We start from the raw sequence: 20,026 nt of genomic DNA, 5'->3' as shown, positions 1-20,026 counted from the left end.
ATACACCGCTATCGGGAGCAGGCCCCCTCCCACATGGTTACTGTGCTCGCTCTAGACTGATTTTAGGCCTGGTAGCTGATGCGGCCGTCTACCAGCGTGTAACGCACCGTCGCCGGCAATGCATGGCCGATGAACGGGCAGTTCTCGCCCTTGGACAACCAGTGTTCGCCGGCAATCGTGGAGCTTGCCGGATCAAACAGCACCAGGTCCGCCGCCGCACCCACCGCCAGCTTACCCGCCGGCAGGCGCAAGGCTTCGGCCGGGCCGGCGCTCAGGCGCGCCAGCAATGTCGGCAAGTCCAGCAAGCCATCTTCCACCAGCGTCATCGCCAACGGCAGCAACAGCTCGACGCTGCTGATACCCGGTTCTGTCGCGCCAAACGGCGCCAGCTTGGCGTCGCGCTCGTGGGGTTGGTGGTGGCTGGAGATCGCCGAGACCACACCCGACTTCACGGCCGCGCGCAAACCGTCGCGGTCGGCCAGGGTGCGCAGCGGCGGCTGCACGTGGTACAGGCTGGAGAAGTCGATCAGCGCCTCATCCGTCAGGATCAACTGATACAACGCCACATCCGCCGTCACCGGCAGGCCACGGGCCTGGGCCTGGGCAATCAGGGCCACGCCTCGGGCGCTGGTCAGTTGGCTGAAGTGCGCACGCACGCCGCTTTGTTCCACCAGCAGCAGGTCGCGGGCCAGGGCCACGGTTTCGGCGGTTTCCGGAATGCCCGGCAGGCCGAGGAAGCTGGCCACGGCGCCTTCATGGGCCAGGCCGCCTTCGGCCAGGTCGCGGTCCTGGGAGTGGAAGATCACCGTTAGATCGAAGGTGGCCGCATATTCCAGCGCGCGGCACAGGGTGCGGGTGCTGCGAAAGCTCTCCAAACCGTTGCCGAAGGCCACGCAACCGGCGTCGCGCAGCGCAATGAGCTCTGCAAGCTGTTCGCCTTCCAGGCCTTTGCTCAGGGCGCCGATGGGGAACACTTTGCAATTGCCGGCTTCACGGGCACGGTCGAGGATCAGCTCGGTCACCGCCGAGGTGTCCAGGATTGGTTTGGTATGCGGCGGGCAGCACAGGCTGGTCACGCCACCGGCCGCGGCGGCGCGGGTTTCGCTGGCGATGCTGCCTTTGCGGCTGTAACCGGGCTCGCGCAGGGCGACGTTCAGGTCCACCAGGCCAGGCGCGGCGACCAGGCCTTTGGCGTCGATGGTCTGGCTGGCACTGAAGCCGATGGGGGCGGCACCGAGGGCAATGATCTTGCCGGCTTCCAGATGAAGATCGGTCACTTGATCCAGGCCACTGGCCGGGTCGATAACGCGAGCGCCAATAATGCTGAGCTTCACTGGGCGTTCTCCTGCTCGAATTGACGTTGCGCGGTTTGCCCGCTCATGGCCATGGACAACACTGCCATGCGCACGGCGATGCCGTAGGTGACCTGGTTGAGGATCACCGACTGGTTGCCGTCGGCCACTGCCGACTCAATCTCCACCCCTCGGTTGATCGGGCCCGGGTGCATCACGATGGCATCCGGCTTGGCCCCGGCCAGGCGTGCGGTGGTCAGGCCGAACAGGCGATAGAATTCACCTTCGCTCGGCAGCAGGCCACCGGCCATGCGCTCGCGTTGCAGGCGCAGCATGATCACCACGTCCACGCCCTTGAGGCCTTCGGCCATGTCGGTGTAGACCTTCACGCCGTATTGCTCGATACCGATCGGCAGCAGGGTCTTTGGCGCGATGACGCGGATGTCGGGGCAACCCAGGGTTTTCAGGGCCAGCATGTTCGAGCGCGCGACACGCGAATGCAGGATGTCGCCGACGATGGCCACCGAGAGGTTTTCAAAGCTGCCCTTGTGCCGACGAATGGTGAGCATGTCGAGCATGCCCTGGGTCGGGTGGGCGTGGCGGCCGTCGCCGCCGTTGATGATCGCCACTTGCGGGCACACGTGCTCGGCGATGAAATGCGCGGCGCCGGAGTCGCCATGGCGTACCACGAACATGTCGGCGGCCATGGCTTCCAGGTTGCGCAGGGTGTCGAGCAGTGTCTCGCCCTTGCTCGCCGACGAGGTGGACACGTTCAGCGTGATCACGTCGGCCGACAGCCGCTGGGCCGCCAGTTCAAAGGTGGTACGGGTGCGCGTGGAGTTCTCGAAGAACACGTTGCAGATGGTTTTGCCGCGCAGCAGTGGGACTTTCTTCACCGCCCGGCCACCGACTTCGAGAAACGAGTCGGCCGTGTCGAGGATTTCGGTGAGCAGTTCGCGGGGCAAACCGTCGAGGGACAAGAAGTGTTGCAACTGGCCCTGAGCATTGAGCTGCAGCGGGCGCTTGGCATCTAGAGGCGTCATCGCGGGGACTCTTTACAAGGCGGTTTAAAGGGCAAGGTCTTGCAGTTCGAGTTCGAGCGGCGTGGGACCGGACAATTTTACCCGTTGCCGGGCGGCAAGCGACAGCGTGGCGCCGACCACATCCGGGCTGATCGGCAGTTCGCCGGCGTCCAGGTCCAGCAGGCAGACCAGCGTGATGCTGGCCGGGCGGCCGTAGTCGAACAGCTCGTTCATGGCGGCGCGGATGGTGCGGCCGCTCATCAGCACGTCGTCGATCAACACCAGATGCTGGCCTTCGATCTCGAACGGCAGGGCGGAAGGGCGCACCTGCGGGTGCAGGCCGTTCTGGCTGAAGTCGTCGCGGTAGAAGGATACGTCCAGGGTGCCCAGGGGCGAATCGCTGTCCAGTGCCTCCAGCAGCGCCTGCGCCACCCACACACCGCCGGTGCGAATGCCGATAAAGCGCGGCTCGCTGATGCTGCGGTGTTCCAGGTGCGCCTTGAGGCGTGTCGCCATCTGGGCGATCAGTTCGGTGGGATTCGGCAGGCTCATGGTGGCTCCTTCAAACGCCTTGCGCGGCGGGTGGCCTGCAAGGTCCGGGCTCAAACGTAAAAAGACGCGGCAAGCCGCGTCAGTCAGGATTCAAATAACGCCGTGTTTTCATCCAGCCAACCCTGCAACAGCAGCGCGGCCGCGATAGCGTCCACGGGGTTGTCGCGGTAGCTGCCCTTTTGCCCGCCACGGTCACGTCGCTCACCCTTGGCTTCGAAGGTGGTCAGGCGTTCGTCGTGGGTATAGAAGGGAATGTTGTAGCGGCCGTTGAGGCGGCGGGCGAACTTTTCGGCGCGCAGGCACATGTCGCTGGGGGTGCCGTCCATGTTCAGAGGCAGGCCGACCACCACCGCATCGGGTTTCCATTCGTTGATCAACGCTTCGACCTGATTCCAGTCCGGTATGCCGTTCTGGGCCTTGAGGGTGCACAGTTCGCGGGCCTGGCCGGTGATGACCTGGCCGACCGCAACGCCGATCTGTTTGGTGCCGTAGTCAAAACCCAGGATCAGACGCAAGGCCATCAGGCGTGCCCTGCCTGGCTGGTCAACAAACTAAGGTTGACTCGCAGCTTGGCGGCGGCCGCTTCAAGGCGCAGTTCGCTGGCGGTGTTGAACAGGATGTCGGCGTCGAACGGGCAGGTCAGCCAGGCATTACTGGCCAGTTCGGTTTCCAACTGCCCGGCTTCCCAGCCGGCGTAACCCAGGGTGATGACGCTTTGCTCGGGGCCCACGCCATCGGCAATCGCAAACAACACGTCCTGGGAGGTGGACAGCGACACACCGTCCAGGTCCACCGTGGCCTGGAACTTGGGCCCGGTGGGGTGCAGCACAAAACCTCGATCAGTCTGCACCGGCCCGCCGATGTAGATCGGCACATGCTGGCAACGGGCCGGCGGCTCTATCTCGGGGCGCAACTGCTCGAGGATATCGGCCAGGCTCAGCTCCTGCGGGCGGTTTACCACCAACCCCATGGCACCATTGGCCGTGTGCTCGACGATATAGGTCAAGGTCTGCGCAAAGTTCGGGTCGGCCATGTGGGGCATGGCAATCAGGAATTGGTGCTTGAGGTAAGTCGGGCTGACATTTTTCATGTCCGCTAGTGTGGCGTTGGAGGGGCGAACTGACAAGCTGGAGTTCTTGTGTTGTGCGCTCACTACACAGGCAGCGGTCAGTTGCTGGAGAGCCGATCGCCCTTGGCGAATTTCCAGGTGCGGATGATTTCCAGACGGTCCACGTCGTTCAAGTCCCCGGTAAACGGGGCGAACGGCGCGGCCAGGCGCACGATGCGCTGGGCGGCCTGGTCCAACAGCGGCTGGCCGGAGGATTCCAGCACCTGTACCTCATAGAGCGAGCCATCGCGGTTGATCGACACCAATAGCCGCAAGTTGCCGTAAATCTGTTGGCGACGGGCCTCGTCCGGGTAATTGAGGTTGCCGATACGCTCGACCTTCTTGCGCCACTCGTCCTTATACCAGGCGCCTTTATCGCGCATGGTGGAGGCGGCGTTCAGGCGGTAGATGCGTGGGCGCTTGGCGTACAGCTGCTGTTCATTGGCCAGTTCGGCTTCCAGGCTGGAGATCTGGTCGGACAGCTGCGAGCTGTCAAACGTCGGCGCTGGCTTCACCGGTTCCGGCTGCGGCTCGGTCTTGGTTTTTTCGCGCTGGACCGGCGCTTTTTGCGGTTTGGGCGCGACGGTGGCCACCGCTGGCTTGGGCGTGGCCTGCTTGATTTCGGGCTTGGGCGCCGGAGGGGGCGTGACTTTGTTGACCTTGTTGTCCTGGAACGGCGCCACTTCAGTGGTCTTGGGGATGGCTTTCTTGTCCAGGGTGCCGCTGCCCTGCTGGTTGTCCTGGGCGAGAAAGTCTGCCTTCTCAGGCTTTTTTTCGCTTTTGAACGTGGCGAGGGTGATTTCCAGGGTCTTGGTGATCTGCTTGGGCTCGACCATGGTGAACCCCACGCCGAGGAGCACGGCCAGGTGAATCAGCGCGGCCAGAAACAGGGTAAAACCGAGCCGATCAGCCGGGCGCACGCCGCTGTGGGAGAGTTCGGGAGGCAGATTGGACGGGAGTGTCATGACAAAAAAACCAACATCGCGCGTTTCACAGGTCGCGCATGATAACGCAATGTTGGTGCGTGTCCGGCTGTTCTATGTCACTTGGCTTGTAGCTTGCGCTCAATGGCGGCCATCAGCATTTCGCCGATGTTCGTGCCAAATGCATTGTCGATCTCACGGATACAGGTGGGGCTGGTGACGTTGATTTCGGTGAGGTTCTCACCAATTACGTCAAGGCCTACAAACAGCAAGCTCTTTTCCCGCAGCGTCGGGCCAACCTGGCTGGCGATCCAGCGGTCCTTGTCCGACAACGGCCGCGCTTCGCCACGACCGCCTGCCGCCAGGTTGCCACGGGTCTCGCCCGCTGCCGGGATGCGCGCCAGGCAGTAATCCACCGGCTCGCCGTCGATCATCAGGATGCGCTTGTCGCCATCCTTGATTGCCGGCAGGTAGGCCTGGCCCATGATCTGCTGGGTGCCCAGGGCGGTCAGGGTTTCGAGGATCACCGACAGGTTCGGGTCGCCGGCGCGATGACGGAAAATCGAGGTGCCGCCCATGCCGTCCAGCGGCTTGAGGATCACATCGCCATGCTTGGCGGCAAATTCACGCAGCACATCGGCGCGGCGGCTGACCACGGTCGGCGGCGTGCACTGCGGGAACAACGTGGCGAACAGTTTTTCGTTGCAGTCGCGCAGGCTCTGCGGCTTGTTGACGATCAGCACGCCGGCGCGCTCGGCCTGCTCCAGCAGGTAGGTGGAGTAGACAAATTCCATGTCGAACGGCGGGTCCTTGCGCATCAGGATCACGTCCAGATCGCTCAACGGGCTGTCGATCTCGTCTGAAAGCTCAAACCACTTCTCGGGGTTGGCGAACACCTGCAACGGGCGCATGCGTGCGCGGGCCTCGCCGTCGCCCTGGTACAAGTCGCGCTGTTCCATATAGAACAGGGTCCAGCCGCGGGCCTGGGCGGCCAGGAGCATGGCCAGCGAGCTGTCCTTTTTATAGGAGATGCTGGCGATAGGGTCCATGACAATGCCGACGCGAACGCTCATGGGGGATTTCCTCTAGCAAATTAGGGCGCATAAAAGTGGCGTCAGAGTGGCGCTGCAGTTGTTGTGGGTCAAGGAAAAACCACCGGGCGAGTGCCTCGATAGATTGCTCTTCGAGACTGTGCTAAAAAGGCTGCCACGGCGCAGCAGCCCTTGAATTCCAAGGCCTGCGGCGCTCATCCTGTGCAACATCAGGCAGTACGCACCGAAAACCGATTCGCTGTGGCGATGGTAGAGCAGATATGGAACAGCATTCCAACGCCTTGAGAGTGATGGTGATCGACGATTCGAAAACGATCCGCCGCACCGCCGAGACGCTGTTGAAGAACGTGGGCTGCGATGTCATCACGGCCATCGACGGTTTCGATGCCCTGGCCCGGATTGTTGATCATCACCCGCACATTATCTTTGTCGACATCATGATGCCGCGCCTGGATGGCTATCAGACCTGCGCCTTGGTGAAGAACAACCCGGCGTTCAAGTCGATCCCGGTGATCATGCTGTCCTCCAAGGACGGCCTGTTCGACAAGGCCAAGGGGCGCATCGTCGGTGTCGATCAGTTTTTGACCAAGCCTTTCAGCAAGGAAGAACTGCTGAGCGCGATCAAGGCCTACGTGCCGGGGTTCGCCGCAGTTGAACAAGCACACTGACGTCGCCTTACAAGGGCCGGCGCCGACCAATGTAATGGGGAAAACCATGGCACGTGTTCTGATCGTCGACGATTCGCCGACTGAAATGTACAAACTGACCGGCATGCTGGAAAAGCACGGCCACCAGGTCCTCAAGGCCGAAAACGGCGCCGATGGCGTAGCCCTGGCCCGCCAGGAAAAACCCGATGCGGTCCTGATGGACATCGTGATGCCGGGCCTCAATGGCTTCCAGGCCACCCGCCAATTGTCCAAGGAGCCGGAAACCAACGGCATCCCCATCATCATCATCACCACCAAAGACCAGGAAACCGACAAGATCTGGGGCGCGCGCCAGGGCGCCAAGGACTACCTGACCAAGCCGGTGGACGAAGAAACCCTGATCGCCACCTTGAACAAGGTACTGGCCGGCTGACGGCACGCCATCATGACCGAGTCGCAAACCGCCTTCGAGCTGTTGCTGGACATCGACCGCCGCTGCCGCCTGTTGGCCGCCGACCTGCCGTCCCAGGAAGCCCGCCTGCAGCGCTGGAGTGGTATCGGCTTTCGCCTGGGTGAGCATTGTTATGTGGCGCCGATGGGCGAAGTCGCCGAGGTGCTGCACGAGCCGCGCTGCACGTTGATGCCGGGCGTCAAGGCCTGGGTCAAAGGGGTGGCCAACCTGCGCGGGCGCCTGCTGCCGGTGATGGACCTGGGCGGTTTCCTTGGCCTTGCGCTGTCCAAGGTGCGCAAGCAACGCCGGGTGCTGGTGGTGGAATACAACGATCTGTTTGTCGGGCTGCTGGTGGACGAGGTGGTGGGGATGCAGCATTTCGCACAAGACGCCTTGCTGGCCAATGCCAGCCCCGGCGCGCCGTTTATCCAGGGCCGGTTTGACGGCGACCCGTCCTGGCAGGTCTTCAGCCCCTTCGCTCTGGCCCGGGCCCCGGGTTTCTTGGATGTCGCCGCATGACCACCGTTACCCCACCCAAACCCCAGGCCGGCTCGCGCAGCCGCTCACAGATCATCGTGCTGTTTATCGCGTTGATCGTGTTCATCATGCTGTTGTTTGCCAACTTCGCGTACCTCAACACCCAGTCCACCTACGACAAACAGTACATCGGCCACGCCGGTGAACTGCGTGTGCTGTCGCAACGTATTGCCAAAAACGCCACCGAGGCCGCCGCCGGCAAGGCTGCCGCCTTCAAACTGCTGGGCGATGCGCGCAACGACTTCGCCCAGCGTTGGGGCTACCTGAAAAAAGGCGACCCGGATACCGGCCTGCCGGCCGCGCCCGGTGCGGTACGCGCCGAAATGCGCGCGGTGCAGACCGACTGGGAAGCACTGCTGAAAAACACCGACGCGATCCTCGCCAGCGAACAGACCGTGTTGTCCCTGCACCAAGTGGCCGCGACCCTGGCCGAAACCGTGCCGCAATTGCAGATGGAGTCGGAAAAAGTCGTCGACATCCTGTTGCAACGCGGTGCACCGGCCAGCCAGGTGGCGGTTGCCCAGCGCCAGTCGCTGTTGGCCGAGCGTATTCTGGGCGCGGTCAATACGGTGCTGGCCGGTGACGAAACCGCCGTGCAGGCCGCCGATGCCTTTGGCCGTGATGCCGCGCGCTTCGGCCAGGTGCTCAATGGCATGCTCAACGGTAACCCGGGCCTGCGCATCACCCAGGTCGAAGACCGCGACGCCCGCGCGCGGCTGACGGAAATCGCCGAGCTGTTCGAGTTCGTCTCAGGCTCGGTGGATGAAATCCTCGAAACCTCGCCGCAGCTGTTCCAGGTGCGCGCCTCGGCGAGCAATATTTTCAACCTGTCGCAAACCCTGCTCGATGAAGCCTCGCACCTGGCCACCGGTTTCGAGAACCTGGCCAGCGGGCGCAGTTTCGACACCATCGGCGGCTATGTGCTGGGCCTGCTGGCGTTGACCTCGATTATCCTGATCGGCCTGGTGATGGTGCGCGAGACCAACCGCCAACTGCACGAGACCGCCGAGAAGAACGAGCGCAACCAGAACGCGATCATGCGCCTGCTCGATGAAATCGAAGACTTGGCCGACGGCGACCTCACCGTGACCGCCTCGGTGACCGAAGACTTCACCGGCACCATCGCCGACTCGATCAACTACTCCGTGGACCAGCTGCGTGACCTGGTCGCAACGATCAACCTCACCGCCGGGCAGGTGGCCGGCGCGGTGCAGGACACCCAGGCCACCGCCATGCACCTGGCCCAGGCCTCGGAGCATCAAGCCCAGCAGATCGCCGAAGCCTCCACGGCGATCAACCAGATGGCCCAGTCCATCGACCAGGTATCGGCCAACGCCGCTGAGTCGTCGGCGGTGGCGGAGCGCTCGGTAGAAATCGCCAACAAGGGCAACGAGGTGGTGCACAACACCATCCACGGCATGGACAACATCCGCGAACAGATCCAGGACACCGCCAAGCGCATCAAGCGCCTGGGTGAATCGTCCCAAGAGATCGGCGACATCGTCAGCCTGATCGACGACATTGCCGAACAGACCAACATCCTCGCCCTCAACGCGGCGATCCAGGCGAGCATGGCCGGCGATGCCGGGCGCGGTTTCGCAGTGGTGGCCGATGAAGTGCAACGGCTGGCCGAACGCTCGTCGGCGGCCACCCGGCAGATCGAGACCCTGGTGCGGGCGATCCAGGCCGACACCAACGAAGCGGTCATCTCCATGGAGCAGACCACCACCGAAGTGGTACGCGGCGCCCGGCTGGCTCAGGACGCAGGCGTGGCGCTGGAAGAGATCGAAGGCGTGTCGAAAACCCTGGCGGCGTTGATCCAGAGTATTTCCAACGCGGCGCAACAACAGACCTCGTCGGCGGGGCAGATCTCCCTGACCATGAACGTGATCCAGCAGATCACCACCCAGACGTCGTCCGGTTCCACCGCTACGGCGGAAAGCATCGGCAATTTGGCGAAGATGGCCAGCCAGTTGCGCCGGTCGGTGTCGGGTTTTACCCTGCCACCGCCCAAACAGGCTGATGATTGAAACGCGATCCAAAGACCACCACAGCCCAATGTGGGAGGGGCTTGCCCCCGATAGCTGACTGTCAGTTGATATTTCTGTAGCTGACCCGCCGCCATCGGGAGCAAGCCCCCTCCCACACGGGTTCTCCACCAGCCTGGAGATCCAGGCAACCCACGAATTCCAAGCGGAGCAGTTATGGTTGACCGGCACGACTACGTGGCCCTCGAATGGGTCAAGGGCGACATTGCCGAAACCCTGAAACAGGCCCGTTCGGCGCTGGACGCGTTTGTCGAAACCCATGACGACGACGTGATCAGCCAGTGCCTGGCCGGTATCCACCAAGTGCACGGCGCGCTGCAAATGGTCGAGTTCTATGGCGCGGCGCTGCTGGCCGAAGAAATCGAAGCGCTGGCCCTGGCGCTTAAAGCCGGGCAGGTCGGCCAGCGCGACGAGAGCATCCGCCTGCTGCAACAGGCCCTGGGTCAACTGCCGCTGTACCTCGACCGCGTGCACAGCGCCCGCCGTGACTTGCCGCTGGTCGTCCTGCCGCTGCTCAACGACCTGCGCAGCGCCCGCGGTGAAAGCCTGTTGTCGGAAACCAGCCTGTTCAGCCCCCAACTGCTGTCGATTGCGCCATTGCCCGACGAAACCCTGGCCCAGCGCGCGGCGCCCAACCTGCATGAACAACTGCGCCAATGGCACCTGTTGTTGCAACAAGCCCTCGCCGGGTTGCTGCGTGAAGACCACGGCCCAAGCAACCTGGAAGACATGGCGCGGGTGTTCGCGCGTCTTGAAGCCCTGTGCCAAGGCGCGCCGTTGTTGCCTTTGTGGCAAGTCACCTCGGCGCTGGTCGAGGGCATGCTCACCGGTGTGGTCGCCAACAGCCCGGCGCTGCGCAGTTTGCTCAAGGCCAGCGGCAAGCAACTCAAGCGCTTGCTGGCTCAAGGCATTGGCGGTATCAACCAACCAGCGCCGGATGACCTGCTCAAAAGCCTGTTGTTCTACGTGGCCAAAGTCACCCGACCGACGCCGCGCATGCAAAGCCTCAAGGAACGCTACGGCCTCGATGAGGCATTACCCGACAGTGCCGTGGTTGACGCCGAGCGCGCCCGCCTGGCCGGGCCGGACCGCAATGCCATGGGCTCGGTGCTCGGTGCGCTGTGCGAGGAACTGGTGCGCGTCAAGGAACGCCTCGACCTATTCGTGCGCAGTGACCGCCAGCACACCGGCGACCTCGATGCGCTGCTGGCGCCGTTGCGGCAAATTGCCGACACCTTGGCCGTGCTGGGCTTCGGCCAGCCACGCAAAGTGATTATCGACCAGTTGGCGGTCGTGCTGAGCCTGGCCCAGGGGCAGCGCGCGCCCAACGACGCGATACTGATGGACGTGGCCGGCGCGCTGCTCTACGTGGAAGCCACGCTGGCCGGAATGGCCGGCACCGTCGAGCCGGAAAGCCGCGAAGAAAGCCGCCTGCCCACCACCGACCTGACTCAGATTCACCAGTTGGTGATCCGCGAGTCCTGCCAATGCCTGAGGCAGGCCAAAGAACTGGTGATCGACTGCATCGAGGCCGATTGGGACCGCCAGCGCCTGGAGTCCCTGCCGGAGCTGCTGAGCCAGGTGCGCGGTGCGCTGGCGATGATTCCGCTGCCGCGCGCGGCGAGCCTGATGCGTGGCTGCACCGACTACGTCGGCGAACAGTTGATGATCAACGAACGTCCGCCGTCCGAGGCGCAACTGGGGCATTTTGCTGACGTGATCAGCAGCCTGGAGTACTACCTCGAACGTATGCTCCAAGACCCCGACGCCGCCGGTGAGCGGGTGCTGGAGCTGGCCACCCAAAGCCTGGCGGCGCTGGGCTACCTGCCGGCGGAGAAACCCTGGCGCCAGGCACTGGTGGCGCCCGATGGCGCGTTGTCCAGCGAGATCACGCCCAGCCAGTCCCAGTTCGATGCACTGGCCAACCCCACGTCGCGCCTCAACCCGCCGGCCTTGCAGCGCCCCGGTAGCCTGCTGCCGCCGCCGGCCGATGAAGTGCCTGTCGACGATGAGCTGCGTGAAGTGTTCCTCGAAGAAACCGCCGAAGTCCTTGAGGTGCTGCACCGCCACCTGCCCAACAGCGCCGACAAAACCGCCCAGGGCGAAATGCGCCGTGCCTTCCACACCTTGAAAGGCAGCGGCCGCATGGTGCGCGCCCTGGTGCTGGCGGAGCTGGCCTGGGCCGTCGAAAACCTGCTCAACCGTGTGCTGGAACGCAGCGTGGCCCTTGGCCCGCAGGTACAACAGGTACTGGACGAAGCGGTGGCCCTGCTGCCGGAACTGATCGCTGACTTTGCCGGCGACGACCAACACCAGCGCAACGAAGTCGATGCCCTGGCCGCCCGCGCCCACGCTTTGGCCAGCGGTGCCGCCGAGTCGACCGCCGAACCCCACGACCCGATGCTGTTGGAGATCTTCCGCAACGAAGCGCAGAGCCACCTGGACAGCCTCAACCACTTCCTGCAACAGGCTGCCGAACACGTGCCGCTGCAAGTCAGCGATGAGTTGCAGCGTGCCCTGCATACCCTCAAGGGCAGCGCCTACATGGCCGGCGTGTTGCCGATCGCTGAACTGGTCCGCCCGCTGGATCACCTGACCCGTGAATACAAAGCCCATCGCCTGCCGCTGGACCTGGACGAAGTGGAATTGCTGCTTGAAGCCGAAGGCCTGTTCCAACGCAGCCTGCGCCAGCTGGACCGCGACCCGTTGGTGCCGATCAAGGGCGCGCAAGACCTGATCAACCGCACGCAAGCCTTGCTCGACCATCAACTGGCAGCGCTGCTCGACGCCCCCAACACCGGCCTGCGTATCAAGCGCGACCCACAACTGATCGCCAACTTCCTGGCCCAGGGCATGGACATTCTGCTCGACGCCGAAAGCCTGCTGCGCCGCTGGCAACAACACCCCGGCCAGCGCCAGGAACTCACCGCGCTGCTGGACGAATTGACCACGCTGGGGGAGGGCGCGCACATCGCCGATCTGCACCCTATCGATGAATTATGCGAAGCGTTGCTCGACCTCTACGGCGCCGTCGAAGAAAGCAGCCTGGCGGTCGGCGAGCGGTTTTTTCATGAGGCCGAACAGGCCCATGAAGCGCTGATCAACATGCTCGACCAACTGGCCGCCGGCCAGGAAATCAGCCCGGCGCCGGCTCGTGTGCAGGCCCTGCGCGAATTGCTGGACGGTGCCCTCGACCCGTCCGCCACCGGGTTGATCAAAAGCGACGGCAGCCGTGCGCTGAGTATCGCCGAGCTGGGCGCCGCCACCGCGCAGTTGAATCACCAAACCAAGCTGGACGACGAGATCGTCGAGATCTTCCTCGAAGAGGCGGTGGACATCCTCGACAGCGCCGGGCAGGCCCTCAAACGCTGGTTGCTGGAACCCGAAAACGCTGCGCCGTTGTCCTCGTTGCAGCGCGACCTGCACACCCTCAAGGGCGGTGCGCGTATGGCTGAAATCGGCCCGGTGGGCGATCTGGCCCATGAGTTGGAATGCCTTTACGAAGGCCTGGTGGACCGTCGCTACAGCTACTCCACCGAGCTGTCGCAAGTACTGATGGCCAGCCATGAACGCCTCGCCTTGCAATTGGAGGAACTGCACCGCCAGCAACCCCTGAGCGACAGCGCCGAACTGGTCGCCAAACTGCGCGCGATACGCCAGAGCAGCACGCCCATGGCCCAGGCCGAGGCGCCGCCTGCAACAGGCGCCGACCCTGAATTGCTGGAGATCTTCCTCGAAGAAGCCGCCGACATCCTCGATAGCTCAGGCAGCGCACTGCTGCGCTGGCAGGCCGAGCCTGCCAGCCGCCAGGAAGTCGAAACCCTGCTGCGCGACCTGCACACCCTCAAGGGGGGCGCGCGCATGGTCGAGATCGGGCCGATTGGCGACTTGGCCCATGAGCTGGAATTTCTCTACGAAGGGCTGTCCGCCGGCTCGCTTGCGCTGTCCCCGGATTTGTTTGCGTTGCTGCAGGGCTGCCATGACCGCCTGGCGCAAATGGTCGACGCCGTGACGGATGGCTTGCCGGTGGGCTCGGTGGACAAGCTGATCGAACGCATCAAAAGCCTGGTGCACCCCAGTGATGAGCCGCCCGTGCCGGTAGCGTTGCCCGCAGGCAAGGCCGAAGCGGTGGTTGATCCGGCTGCCGATATGGTGAAAATCTCCGCCGAGCTGCTGGACGACTTGGTCAACCTGGCCGGCGAAACCTCGATTTTCCGGGGGCGTATCGAGCAGCAAGTGAACGATGCGCGCATCGCCCTGCATGAGGTCGAGACCACCATCGAGCGCATGCGCGACCAATTGCGCCGCCTCGATACCGAAACCCAGGGCCGTATCCTCAGCCGTCAGCAGGCCGAGGCCGAGCGCCTGTATGAAGAATTCGACCCGCTGGAAATGGACCGTCATTCCCAGTTGCAGCAACTGTCCCGCGCGCTGTCCGAATCGGCCTCTGACCTGCTCGACCTCAAGGACACTCTCGACCGGCGTAACGAGGACGCGCACGACCTGTTGCAGCAACAGGCGCGTATCAACACCGAGCTGCAAGAAGGCTTGATGCGCACGCGCATGGTGCCGTTCGAACGCATGCTGCCACGCCTCAAGCGCATCGTGCGCCAGGTGGCGGGCGAGTTGGGCAAAGACGTGGAGTTCATCGTCGGCAATGCCGAGGGCGAAATGGACCGTAACGTGCTGGAGCGCATGGCGGCGCCGCTGGAGCACATGCTGCGCAATGCCGTGGACCATGGCCTGGAGTCGCGCGACGTTCGGTTGGCGGCGGGTAAACCAGAGAAGGGTCGCATCACCCTGGACTTGACCCACGAAGGCGGCGATATCGTGTTCGACATGCGCGACGACGGTGCCGGCGTGCCTCTGGAAGCGGTGCGGCGCAAGGCGATCAAGCGCGGCCTGCTGGCGCCCCATCAAGAGATGAGCGACCGCGACGTGTTGCAGTTCATCCTGCAGCCGGGGTTTTCCACCGCCGAAAAAATCACCCAGATTTCCGGGCGTGGCGTGGGCATGGACGTAGTGCACGAAGAGGTGCGCCAACTCGGTGGCTCGATGGTGATCGACTCGACGCCGGGCGCCGGCGTGCACTTTCGCATTCGCCTGCCGTTTACCGTGTCGGTCAACCGTGCGCTGATGGTGCAATGCGCGGACGAGCAATACGCGATCCCGCTCAACACCATCGAAGGCCTGGTGCGGGTGCTGCCCCATGAATTGGCGGGGCACTATCAGCAGGACCCGCCGTGCTACGAATATGCCGGCCAGCGCTACGAATTGTTCTACTTGGACGACCTGCTGCACACCGGCGGCCGCCCGAAATTGCTGGGACAATACCAGCCCGTGCCGGTGTTGCTGGTGCAGTGCAATGAGCGGCACGTGGCGGTGCATGTGGATGCCATGGCCGGTACCCGCGAAATCGTGGTCAAGGGCCTGGGCCCGCAGTTTTCCGGGGTGCAGGGGTTGTCTGGGGCGACCATCCTGGGCGACGGCCGCGTGGTGTTGATCATCGATTTGCTGGCGCATATTCGCGCGCGGCCACCGGCCTTGCCGGCGCAGGCGGTGGATGCGCCGCTGATCCTCAACGACCCGCTGAAAAAGCGCCCGCTGCTGGTGCTGGTGGTGGACGACTCGGTCACCGTGCGCAAAGTCACCAGCCGCCTGCTGGAGCGCAACGGCATGAACGTGCTCACCGCCAAGGACGGCATCGACGCCCTCGCCGTGCTTGAAGAACATACCCCGGACTTGATGCTGCTCGACATCGAAATGCCGCGCATGGACGGCTTCGAAGTGGCGATCCAGGTGCGCAACGACCCGCGCCTGATGCGCCTGCCGATCATCATGATCACCTCGCGCACCGGCCAGAAACACCGCGACCGCGCCATGGCCATCGGTGTTAACGACTACCTCGGCAAGCCGTATCAAGAGTCGGTGCTGCTGGAAAGCATCGCCTACTGGAGCAAGTCACATGCTTGACCACCGCACCAGCCAACTCACCGGCCTGCTGCTGCCCCTGGCCGACCGGCACCTGATACTGCCGAATGTCGCCGTGGCTGAGCTTATCGACTTTCAACGCGGCGAACCGGCCAGTGACGCACCGCCGTGGTACCTGCGCCAAGTCACCTGGCGGGATCGACAAATCCCGCTGATCAGCTTTGAAGCCGCATGCGGTGAGGCCAGCGTGACCGGCGAACGCTCGCGGATCGTGGTGTTGAACGCCTTGGGCGCGCGGCCGACGTTGAAGTTCATTGCGCTGGTGATCCAGGGGATTCCGCGCTCGTACAAGCTCGATAGCGAATTGAGCTACGTCGACGTGCCGTTGTGCCCACTGGAACTGGCGGCGGTGCAGGTGGGCGAACAAGTGGCGAAGGTGCCGGACCTTATGGGGTTGGAAGCGCTATTGGTCGAGTCCGGCTTGGCCTGACCCCTCATTCTCAATCCCAGTGAATATCAAAATGTGGGAGGGGGCTACCCCGATGGCTGACTGTCAGTTGATACTTCTATACCTGAACCACCGAAATCGGGGGCAAGCCCTGTCTTACATTTGATCCTCTGTGTTTGACAGGCCGTCGCGACCCTTGCCGCCCAAAAATGTCGGAACTGAATGTTATTTGTGTAAGTAATTTCTTTAACAGGATTGGGCCGGTTTTCTGGCCTGAGTGGGATGCTAGGTTCGGCGCTTCCCTATGCCAGTAAGGACACGCAAATGGCTGTGCCGTTAATGCCTCCCGGTGTTTCAATGTTTGAAATATGGCGATTGCCAAGTGCAAGCGCATCCATCTCAGGCCGGGTTCGGCGTTCGCCTATTCTTGGTTTTATTCGCAGGTCAGAGCTGCAGGGCCGTGGAACTACAAGAAGCAAGGGCGTCAATACGAGGCTTTTGGTAACTTCAATTACGGTGCTACAGGTACGGTACTGGGGATTCTCGAGCATGTTCTGTTGTGGGCGGCAGGCGTGGCTCAAACATTCGCAAAAACCACCAAGTCGGAGTTTGGATCATGGTGGGGCGATAACCCTTTTGGCGATGATCCTCGCGATCAATATTGGATAGGGAGGGGGGTTGGATATGCAGTTTCTCAGGGCTACTAAGAGCCTCTTACCTGTCCTGCGTAACTGCCTTCTGGTGGCCTGCCTGATATACATCGGAGCCAATTGGATCATGTCCTCCGGTACGCCGAAGCTGGACGAAGTGGTTTTGAAACGCTCCTTGGGCAACGGCGGCTCAATTTATGGCGCGCGTGACGGGCAGGGCGGGGCGACAGTGGGGTTTTCCTACAGGTACTACGTTCATAAGGACCTGGGCAGTGATCAAGAGATACTGACGGCACTGGTCTCGGCACATCCATTTCTAAAAACCAAGGAGCCTGATGTTCAAGTGACCCAGGCGGATGGAGCCATCCGCCTCATTGTCCGTGGGGAGGTTTATGAGTACCGCAGCTACCCGCTTGAAGGCTTGGGGGCTGTGAGCATAGACATGAGGTTGTAGGCCTGCGCCTGCTGGCTTCGGATTTTTCCTGCAAGATTTTGGGCTGTGCGTGAACGTGGACGCCGGTAATGCCCAGTTGTCGTTCGCCAGCCGTTTCGACCTGGCTTACAACGCCACCCATGCTCTTGCACTCACCGCCTTGCGAAACGCTATCTGGTCTTTCAATGTCTGGTTCACACCACCGAAGTAAGTAAGGTGGCGGTAAGGTTGTTGGCCCTGTGTCATGAGCGTCGAAACCTGGCCCTGCTAGACCAGTTGATTGATAGTGCGACGGTGCTGCTGAATAACGTGAAGAATCTGTTGACTGGCCATGAGTGGAGATAGCGCGGTTCGTTCAGACACCGCCAGTACCACATGAAATGGTGTTCTTTTTTTGAGCTCAATCAATCCGCGAAAACCGCTCGCTCAATGCAGCGCCAGAAAATCGGCAATCAACATTCCTGCCAGGTAGACCATCAAAATTGCCACACCCGCATCCAATAGACGCCAGACCTTTGCCGAACGAAACAGCCCCGTCAACCGTTGACATCCCAACGCCAAAACCACAAACCACACCAGAGACGCGGTCATCGCTCCGCTGGCAAACGACGCTTGTTGGCTGACGGGCTTTGCGGCACCAATAGAGCCAATCAGCACGACGGTATCGAGCCAGGCATACGGATTGGCAAACCCAAGTATTACGGTCGTGCGTAGCAGTCCCCGTTGTGAGTTGAGTGCGCCCGGACTCTCTGGCGTCGACCGGTTACGAGCACACGCCAAAAACCTCTGCCAGCCGAACCACAACAGATAGGCCGCTCCCGATAACAGCAGAAGCGCCACCAGACCGGGCTGACTGTCGAGCAACGATCCCAACCCCAATACCCCGAGACCGATAAGAATGATATCGGCGAACACGCATACGGCTACCACCCCCCAGATAGGACCGCGACTGACACCCTGGCGAATGACCAGCGTGTCCTTTGGTCCAGGCGCGGCGAACAGTCCGATGCCCAATAGCAGACCTTCGAGATAAAGGGCGTTGAGGTCAGGAATCATTAAGTGCTCGGTCGCCTGGGTATCAGGTCAATTGAAGGGGGTGATTGCCGAAACCGGTATGGCGTGCATTGACGGTGGCTTTCAAGTCGATCGGCTGATGGCGGAAAAAACCTGTCAGTTCCTGCTCCGCATCAGGGTTGACGAAGTAAATAAGAGAGCTGCGTGCCGTTGATGTTCGAGGCGTCAGAACCGCGTGGTATGCAGCGGGAATCGCGTAGTCTGAGAGCTCGGTCAGTAACGATCCGGCCAGGATTGCAATCTCGTTCTCTAGGAGGCGTACTGGCTCCAGTGAGCTGCCTCGAACCAGAACGAGGCCGTCACGAGTCGGCTTGATAAACGACAGCAAATGTCCATCTTCGTGAGGGTCCTGAGCAAACCGGCGCTCATCGGATCCGGTGTTGGCTCCATAGACACACAGTTGCAGGTAGGACGCTGCACGCAAGGAAGACAACGGAGTGGCCCCGAACTCCGCGCAAACTCCGTCCATCAGTTCCTGTGCTAGCTCGCTGATCTGACGTTCAAAAGCATCAACGGCAGCAAAAAACTCACTTCGTATGAACTCAAAAGCCTTTCGTTTTGATGAATGCGCAGGCCAGTAACAAAATCGCTCACACAGATCTGGCTGATCCTCAATGCTCGAGTACTCGGCGCCAAAGGGGAAAAATCCGTCGGTGTCTTTTGCGAGGGAAAACGAGGTCTTGGTGGCTGTCGATATTGCGGAGTATTCATCAACGATTTTTTTGTAATTCTGCAGCATGGCTTCTGATATTTGCAGGCTGCCGAAGCCTGTTCGAACAATGGATTCACAGCACGCTTTGATGTGGGTCATGGCTATATCCAAGGTAGATGTAAAGGAATGCAACAAACACTAGGTTCGCAAGCATGCGAGAAACTACGACACTGGATATGACCGATTAAAAGGGACCCATCCATGTCCTTCACAACATCGCCAGCAGATGGCGATTGTGCATGACTCAAAACACGTGGCGGCGGACAGGTTGTCTTTTTTGGCGGACAAAGACATCACGTTCACCCAAAGAGTGGGAACTGAAAACTGCGCATGAACATAAAAACGCGAGATACCCTCAAGTCACTGATTGCGCGGCGCGGCCGAGAGTTGGGCAAGCCCCTGACGAGGTTGGCCAAGGAGGCGGGGATCTCCAGGACCTACCTGTACGGTCTGGCGAATGGGGCGTCCAAAGACCCGTCGGTACGCACGCTGATCAAGCTGGCCAAGGCATTGCAAGTTTCTCCTCTGTTGCTGTTTCGCTACTTTGCTGACCTGACAGGTGCGCCCGCAAATGCTTGCTCGATGGCTATGACCAATCGAGCCATTGGTGTTCATGATCCGCAGGACGTCGCAGTGTTCAATGCCGATGTCACGATGCCTGATCAAACTGTCGTAATGCCAGGGGAGGTGTTTCAGAAAACCTGGGAGATTCAGAACCTGGGCACACGCCCATGGCGCGGGCGACGACTGGTGCGTGTGGACGGGGAATATGTGATTGCTCGCCGGGCTGATGCACAAGGTCAGTTGGAGGTCGTGCTGGACACTCACCTGCGTAGCTTGCACAGCGAACTCCCCATTGCCGATACGCTGCCGGGGCAGCCCGTGCATATCAGTGTGGAGTTTGCGGCCCCCAGGGAAACCTGCACGTTGGCTTCAATCTGGAGAATTGAGGATGCGCAGGGAAAACCTTGCTATGGGCCTGCGTTCATTTTGCATGTGTTGGTCAACGTTATGGCGCGTTGAACGTTGCGGACAGTGTTGGTGCATAGCGCTCTGGAGCAGGTCAGCCCTTCGCCGCAAAAGGTCCCGAACAGGGGCTGATCATTCCCTCTTTGGGACCGCTATCCCACCAACACCACTGAGCAA

Annotated in this window: 18 protein-coding genes and 1 pseudogene; 10 read left to right on the top strand and 9 right to left on the bottom strand. The window is 61.8% G+C overall.

Going from position 1 to position 20,026, the window contains the following annotated elements; genetic code table 11:
* Window positions 1–62 precede the first annotated feature (62 nt).
* The 7 genes from KSS96_RS26935 to gshB all read right to left on the bottom strand — a co-directional run bounded on the left by KSS96_RS26935 (window position 63) and on the right by gshB (window position 5,970).
* Entirely contained in the window at window positions 63–1,334 is a 1,272-nt protein-coding gene (locus KSS96_RS26935) for a dihydroorotase (RefSeq protein ID WP_217855513.1), read from the bottom strand.
* Window positions 1,331–2,335, bottom strand: a complete 1,005-nt coding sequence (locus KSS96_RS26930; RefSeq protein ID WP_017530972.1) for an aspartate carbamoyltransferase catalytic subunit — start codon at window positions 2,333–2,335, stop codon at window positions 1,331–1,333. The genes KSS96_RS26935 and KSS96_RS26930 overlap by 4 nt, the downstream gene beginning before the upstream one ends.
* A 24-nt stretch (window positions 2,336–2,359) precedes the next feature.
* Window positions 2,360–2,866, bottom strand: coding sequence for a bifunctional pyr operon transcriptional regulator/uracil phosphoribosyltransferase PyrR (gene pyrR / locus KSS96_RS26925; RefSeq protein ID WP_065879317.1), 507 nt, complete (start codon window positions 2,864–2,866; stop codon window positions 2,360–2,362).
* 83 nt (window positions 2,867–2,949) lie between these two features.
* Complete coding sequence (gene ruvX, locus KSS96_RS26920) at window positions 2,950–3,387, bottom strand: Holliday junction resolvase RuvX (protein ID WP_017530974.1); 438 nt, start codon at window positions 3,385–3,387, stop codon at window positions 2,950–2,952.
* Window positions 3,387–3,956: a YqgE/AlgH family protein gene (locus KSS96_RS26915; RefSeq protein ID WP_017530975.1), complete on the bottom strand. Its 570-nt coding sequence runs from the start codon at window positions 3,954–3,956 to the stop codon at window positions 3,387–3,389. Before KSS96_RS26915 ends, ruvX begins: the two co-directional genes overlap by 1 nt.
* Window positions 3,957–4,033: 77 nt before the next feature.
* The gene (locus KSS96_RS26910; protein ID WP_017530976.1) at window positions 4,034–4,939 is read right to left on the bottom strand and encodes an energy transducer TonB; all 906 of its coding nucleotides are present in this window, start codon (window positions 4,937–4,939) and stop codon (window positions 4,034–4,036) included.
* 77 nt (window positions 4,940–5,016) lie between these two features.
* Window positions 5,017–5,970, bottom strand: coding sequence for a glutathione synthase (gene gshB, locus KSS96_RS26905; RefSeq protein ID WP_217855511.1), 954 nt, complete (start codon window positions 5,968–5,970; stop codon window positions 5,017–5,019).
* A 239-nt stretch (window positions 5,971–6,209) separates the two neighbouring features.
* On the opposite strand from gshB, the gene pilG reads away from it, so the two are divergent.
* The 9 genes and pseudogenes from pilG to KSS96_RS28080 all read left to right on the top strand — a co-directional run.
* Window positions 6,210–6,617 carry a twitching motility response regulator PilG gene (gene pilG, locus KSS96_RS26900; protein WP_003176671.1) on the top strand — a complete coding sequence of 136 codons (408 nt, stop codon included), beginning with the start codon at window positions 6,210–6,212 and terminating at the stop codon, window positions 6,615–6,617.
* Between the two features lie 46 nt (window positions 6,618–6,663).
* Window positions 6,664–7,029, top strand: coding sequence for a twitching motility response regulator PilH (gene pilH, locus KSS96_RS26895; protein WP_014720320.1), 366 nt, complete (start codon window positions 6,664–6,666; stop codon window positions 7,027–7,029).
* A 12-nt stretch (window positions 7,030–7,041) separates the two neighbouring features.
* Window positions 7,042–7,566, top strand: coding sequence for a chemotaxis protein CheW (locus tag KSS96_RS26890; RefSeq protein WP_017530978.1), 525 nt, complete (start codon window positions 7,042–7,044; stop codon window positions 7,564–7,566).
* The gene (locus KSS96_RS26885) at window positions 7,563–9,614 is read left to right on the top strand and encodes a methyl-accepting chemotaxis protein (RefSeq protein ID WP_017530979.1); all 2,052 of its coding nucleotides are present in this window, start codon (window positions 7,563–7,565) and stop codon (window positions 9,612–9,614) included. Before KSS96_RS26890 ends, KSS96_RS26885 begins: the two co-directional genes overlap by 4 nt.
* A 174-nt stretch (window positions 9,615–9,788) precedes the next feature.
* Window positions 9,789–15,605 (top strand): Hpt domain-containing protein, encoded by a 5,817-nt coding sequence (locus KSS96_RS26880; RefSeq protein ID WP_217855509.1) that lies wholly within the window; start codon window positions 9,789–9,791, stop codon window positions 15,603–15,605.
* Complete coding sequence (locus KSS96_RS26875; protein ID WP_068938098.1) at window positions 15,598–16,053, top strand: chemotaxis protein CheW; 456 nt, start codon at window positions 15,598–15,600, stop codon at window positions 16,051–16,053. Before KSS96_RS26880 ends, KSS96_RS26875 begins: the two co-directional genes overlap by 8 nt.
* Window positions 16,054–16,379: 326 nt before the next feature.
* On the top strand, window positions 16,380–16,718 hold the full coding sequence (locus tag KSS96_RS26870) for a polymorphic toxin type 44 domain-containing protein (RefSeq protein ID WP_080598202.1): 339 nt from the start codon (window positions 16,380–16,382) through the stop codon (window positions 16,716–16,718).
* A complete protein-coding gene (locus KSS96_RS26865) occupies window positions 16,696–17,115 on the top strand; it encodes a hypothetical protein (protein ID WP_065879320.1) in 420 nt (139 codons plus the stop codon). The genes KSS96_RS26870 and KSS96_RS26865 overlap by 23 nt, the downstream gene beginning before the upstream one ends.
* Window positions 17,116–17,173: 58 nt before the next feature.
* Window positions 17,174–17,439, top strand: a pseudogene (locus KSS96_RS28080) (hypothetical protein); the annotation flags it as partial.
* An 81-nt stretch (window positions 17,440–17,520) separates the two neighbouring features.
* Here the strand turns inward: KSS96_RS28080 and KSS96_RS26860 are convergent.
* A complete protein-coding gene (locus KSS96_RS26860; RefSeq protein WP_068938099.1) occupies window positions 17,521–18,150 on the bottom strand; it encodes a LysE/ArgO family amino acid transporter in 630 nt (209 codons plus the stop codon).
* Window positions 18,151–18,172: 22 nt separating this feature from the next.
* Window positions 18,173–18,979: an isopenicillin N synthase family oxygenase gene (locus tag KSS96_RS26855; RefSeq protein ID WP_217855507.1), complete on the bottom strand. Its 807-nt coding sequence runs from the start codon at window positions 18,977–18,979 to the stop codon at window positions 18,173–18,175.
* A gap of 231 nt (window positions 18,980–19,210) precedes the next feature.
* Between KSS96_RS26855 and KSS96_RS26850 the strand changes: the two genes are divergently transcribed.
* Window positions 19,211–19,903, top strand: coding sequence for an NBR1-Ig-like domain-containing protein (locus KSS96_RS26850; protein ID WP_017530985.1), 693 nt, complete (start codon window positions 19,211–19,213; stop codon window positions 19,901–19,903).
* Window positions 19,904–20,026 lie beyond the last annotated feature (123 nt).

This window comes from Pseudomonas asgharzadehiana, assembly GCF_019139815.1.
Lineage (GTDB): Bacteria > Pseudomonadota > Gammaproteobacteria > Pseudomonadales > Pseudomonadaceae > Aquipseudomonas > Aquipseudomonas asgharzadehiana.
This window is presented reverse-complemented; position numbering and strand designations above follow the sequence as displayed.

What these genes read in the sequence shown, in the direction of transcription:
- KSS96_RS26930 (WP_017530972.1), bottom strand. Translation starts at nt 2,335, where the DNA reads ATGACGCCTCTAGATGCCAAGCGCCCGCTGCAGCTCAATGCTCAGGGC.
- pyrR (WP_065879317.1), bottom strand. Translation starts at nt 2,866, where the DNA reads ATGAGCCTGCCGAATCCCACCGAACTGATCGCCCAGATGGCGACACGC.
- ruvX (WP_017530974.1), bottom strand. Translation starts at nt 3,387, where the DNA reads ATGGCCTTGCGTCTGATCCTGGGTTTTGACTACGGCACCAAACAGATC.
- KSS96_RS26915 (WP_017530975.1), bottom strand. Translation starts at nt 3,956, where the DNA reads ATGAAAAATGTCAGCCCGACTTACCTCAAGCACCAATTCCTGATTGCC.
- KSS96_RS26910 (WP_017530976.1), bottom strand. Translation starts at nt 4,939, where the DNA reads ATGACACTCCCGTCCAATCTGCCTCCCGAACTCTCCCACAGCGGCGTG.
- gshB (WP_217855511.1), bottom strand. Translation starts at nt 5,970, where the DNA reads ATGAGCGTTCGCGTCGGCATTGTCATGGACCCTATCGCCAGCATCTCC.
- pilG (WP_003176671.1), top strand. Translation starts at nt 6,210, where the DNA reads ATGGAACAGCATTCCAACGCCTTGAGAGTGATGGTGATCGACGATTCG.
- pilH (WP_014720320.1), top strand. Translation starts at nt 6,664, where the DNA reads ATGGCACGTGTTCTGATCGTCGACGATTCGCCGACTGAAATGTACAAA.
- KSS96_RS26890 (WP_017530978.1), top strand. Translation starts at nt 7,042, where the DNA reads ATGACCGAGTCGCAAACCGCCTTCGAGCTGTTGCTGGACATCGACCGC.
- KSS96_RS26885 (WP_017530979.1), top strand. Translation starts at nt 7,563, where the DNA reads ATGACCACCGTTACCCCACCCAAACCCCAGGCCGGCTCGCGCAGCCGC.
- KSS96_RS26880 (WP_217855509.1), top strand. Translation starts at nt 9,789, where the DNA reads ATGGTTGACCGGCACGACTACGTGGCCCTCGAATGGGTCAAGGGCGAC.
- KSS96_RS26875 (WP_068938098.1), top strand. Translation starts at nt 15,598, where the DNA reads ATGCTTGACCACCGCACCAGCCAACTCACCGGCCTGCTGCTGCCCCTG.
- KSS96_RS26870 (WP_080598202.1), top strand. Translation starts at nt 16,380, where the DNA reads ATGGCGATTGCCAAGTGCAAGCGCATCCATCTCAGGCCGGGTTCGGCG.
- KSS96_RS26865 (WP_065879320.1), top strand. Translation starts at nt 16,696, where the DNA reads ATGCAGTTTCTCAGGGCTACTAAGAGCCTCTTACCTGTCCTGCGTAAC.
- KSS96_RS26860 (WP_068938099.1), bottom strand. Translation starts at nt 18,150, where the DNA reads ATGATTCCTGACCTCAACGCCCTTTATCTCGAAGGTCTGCTATTGGGC.
- KSS96_RS26855 (WP_217855507.1), bottom strand. Translation starts at nt 18,979, where the DNA reads ATGACCCACATCAAAGCGTGCTGTGAATCCATTGTTCGAACAGGCTTC.
- KSS96_RS26850 (WP_017530985.1), top strand. Translation starts at nt 19,211, where the DNA reads ATGAACATAAAAACGCGAGATACCCTCAAGTCACTGATTGCGCGGCGC.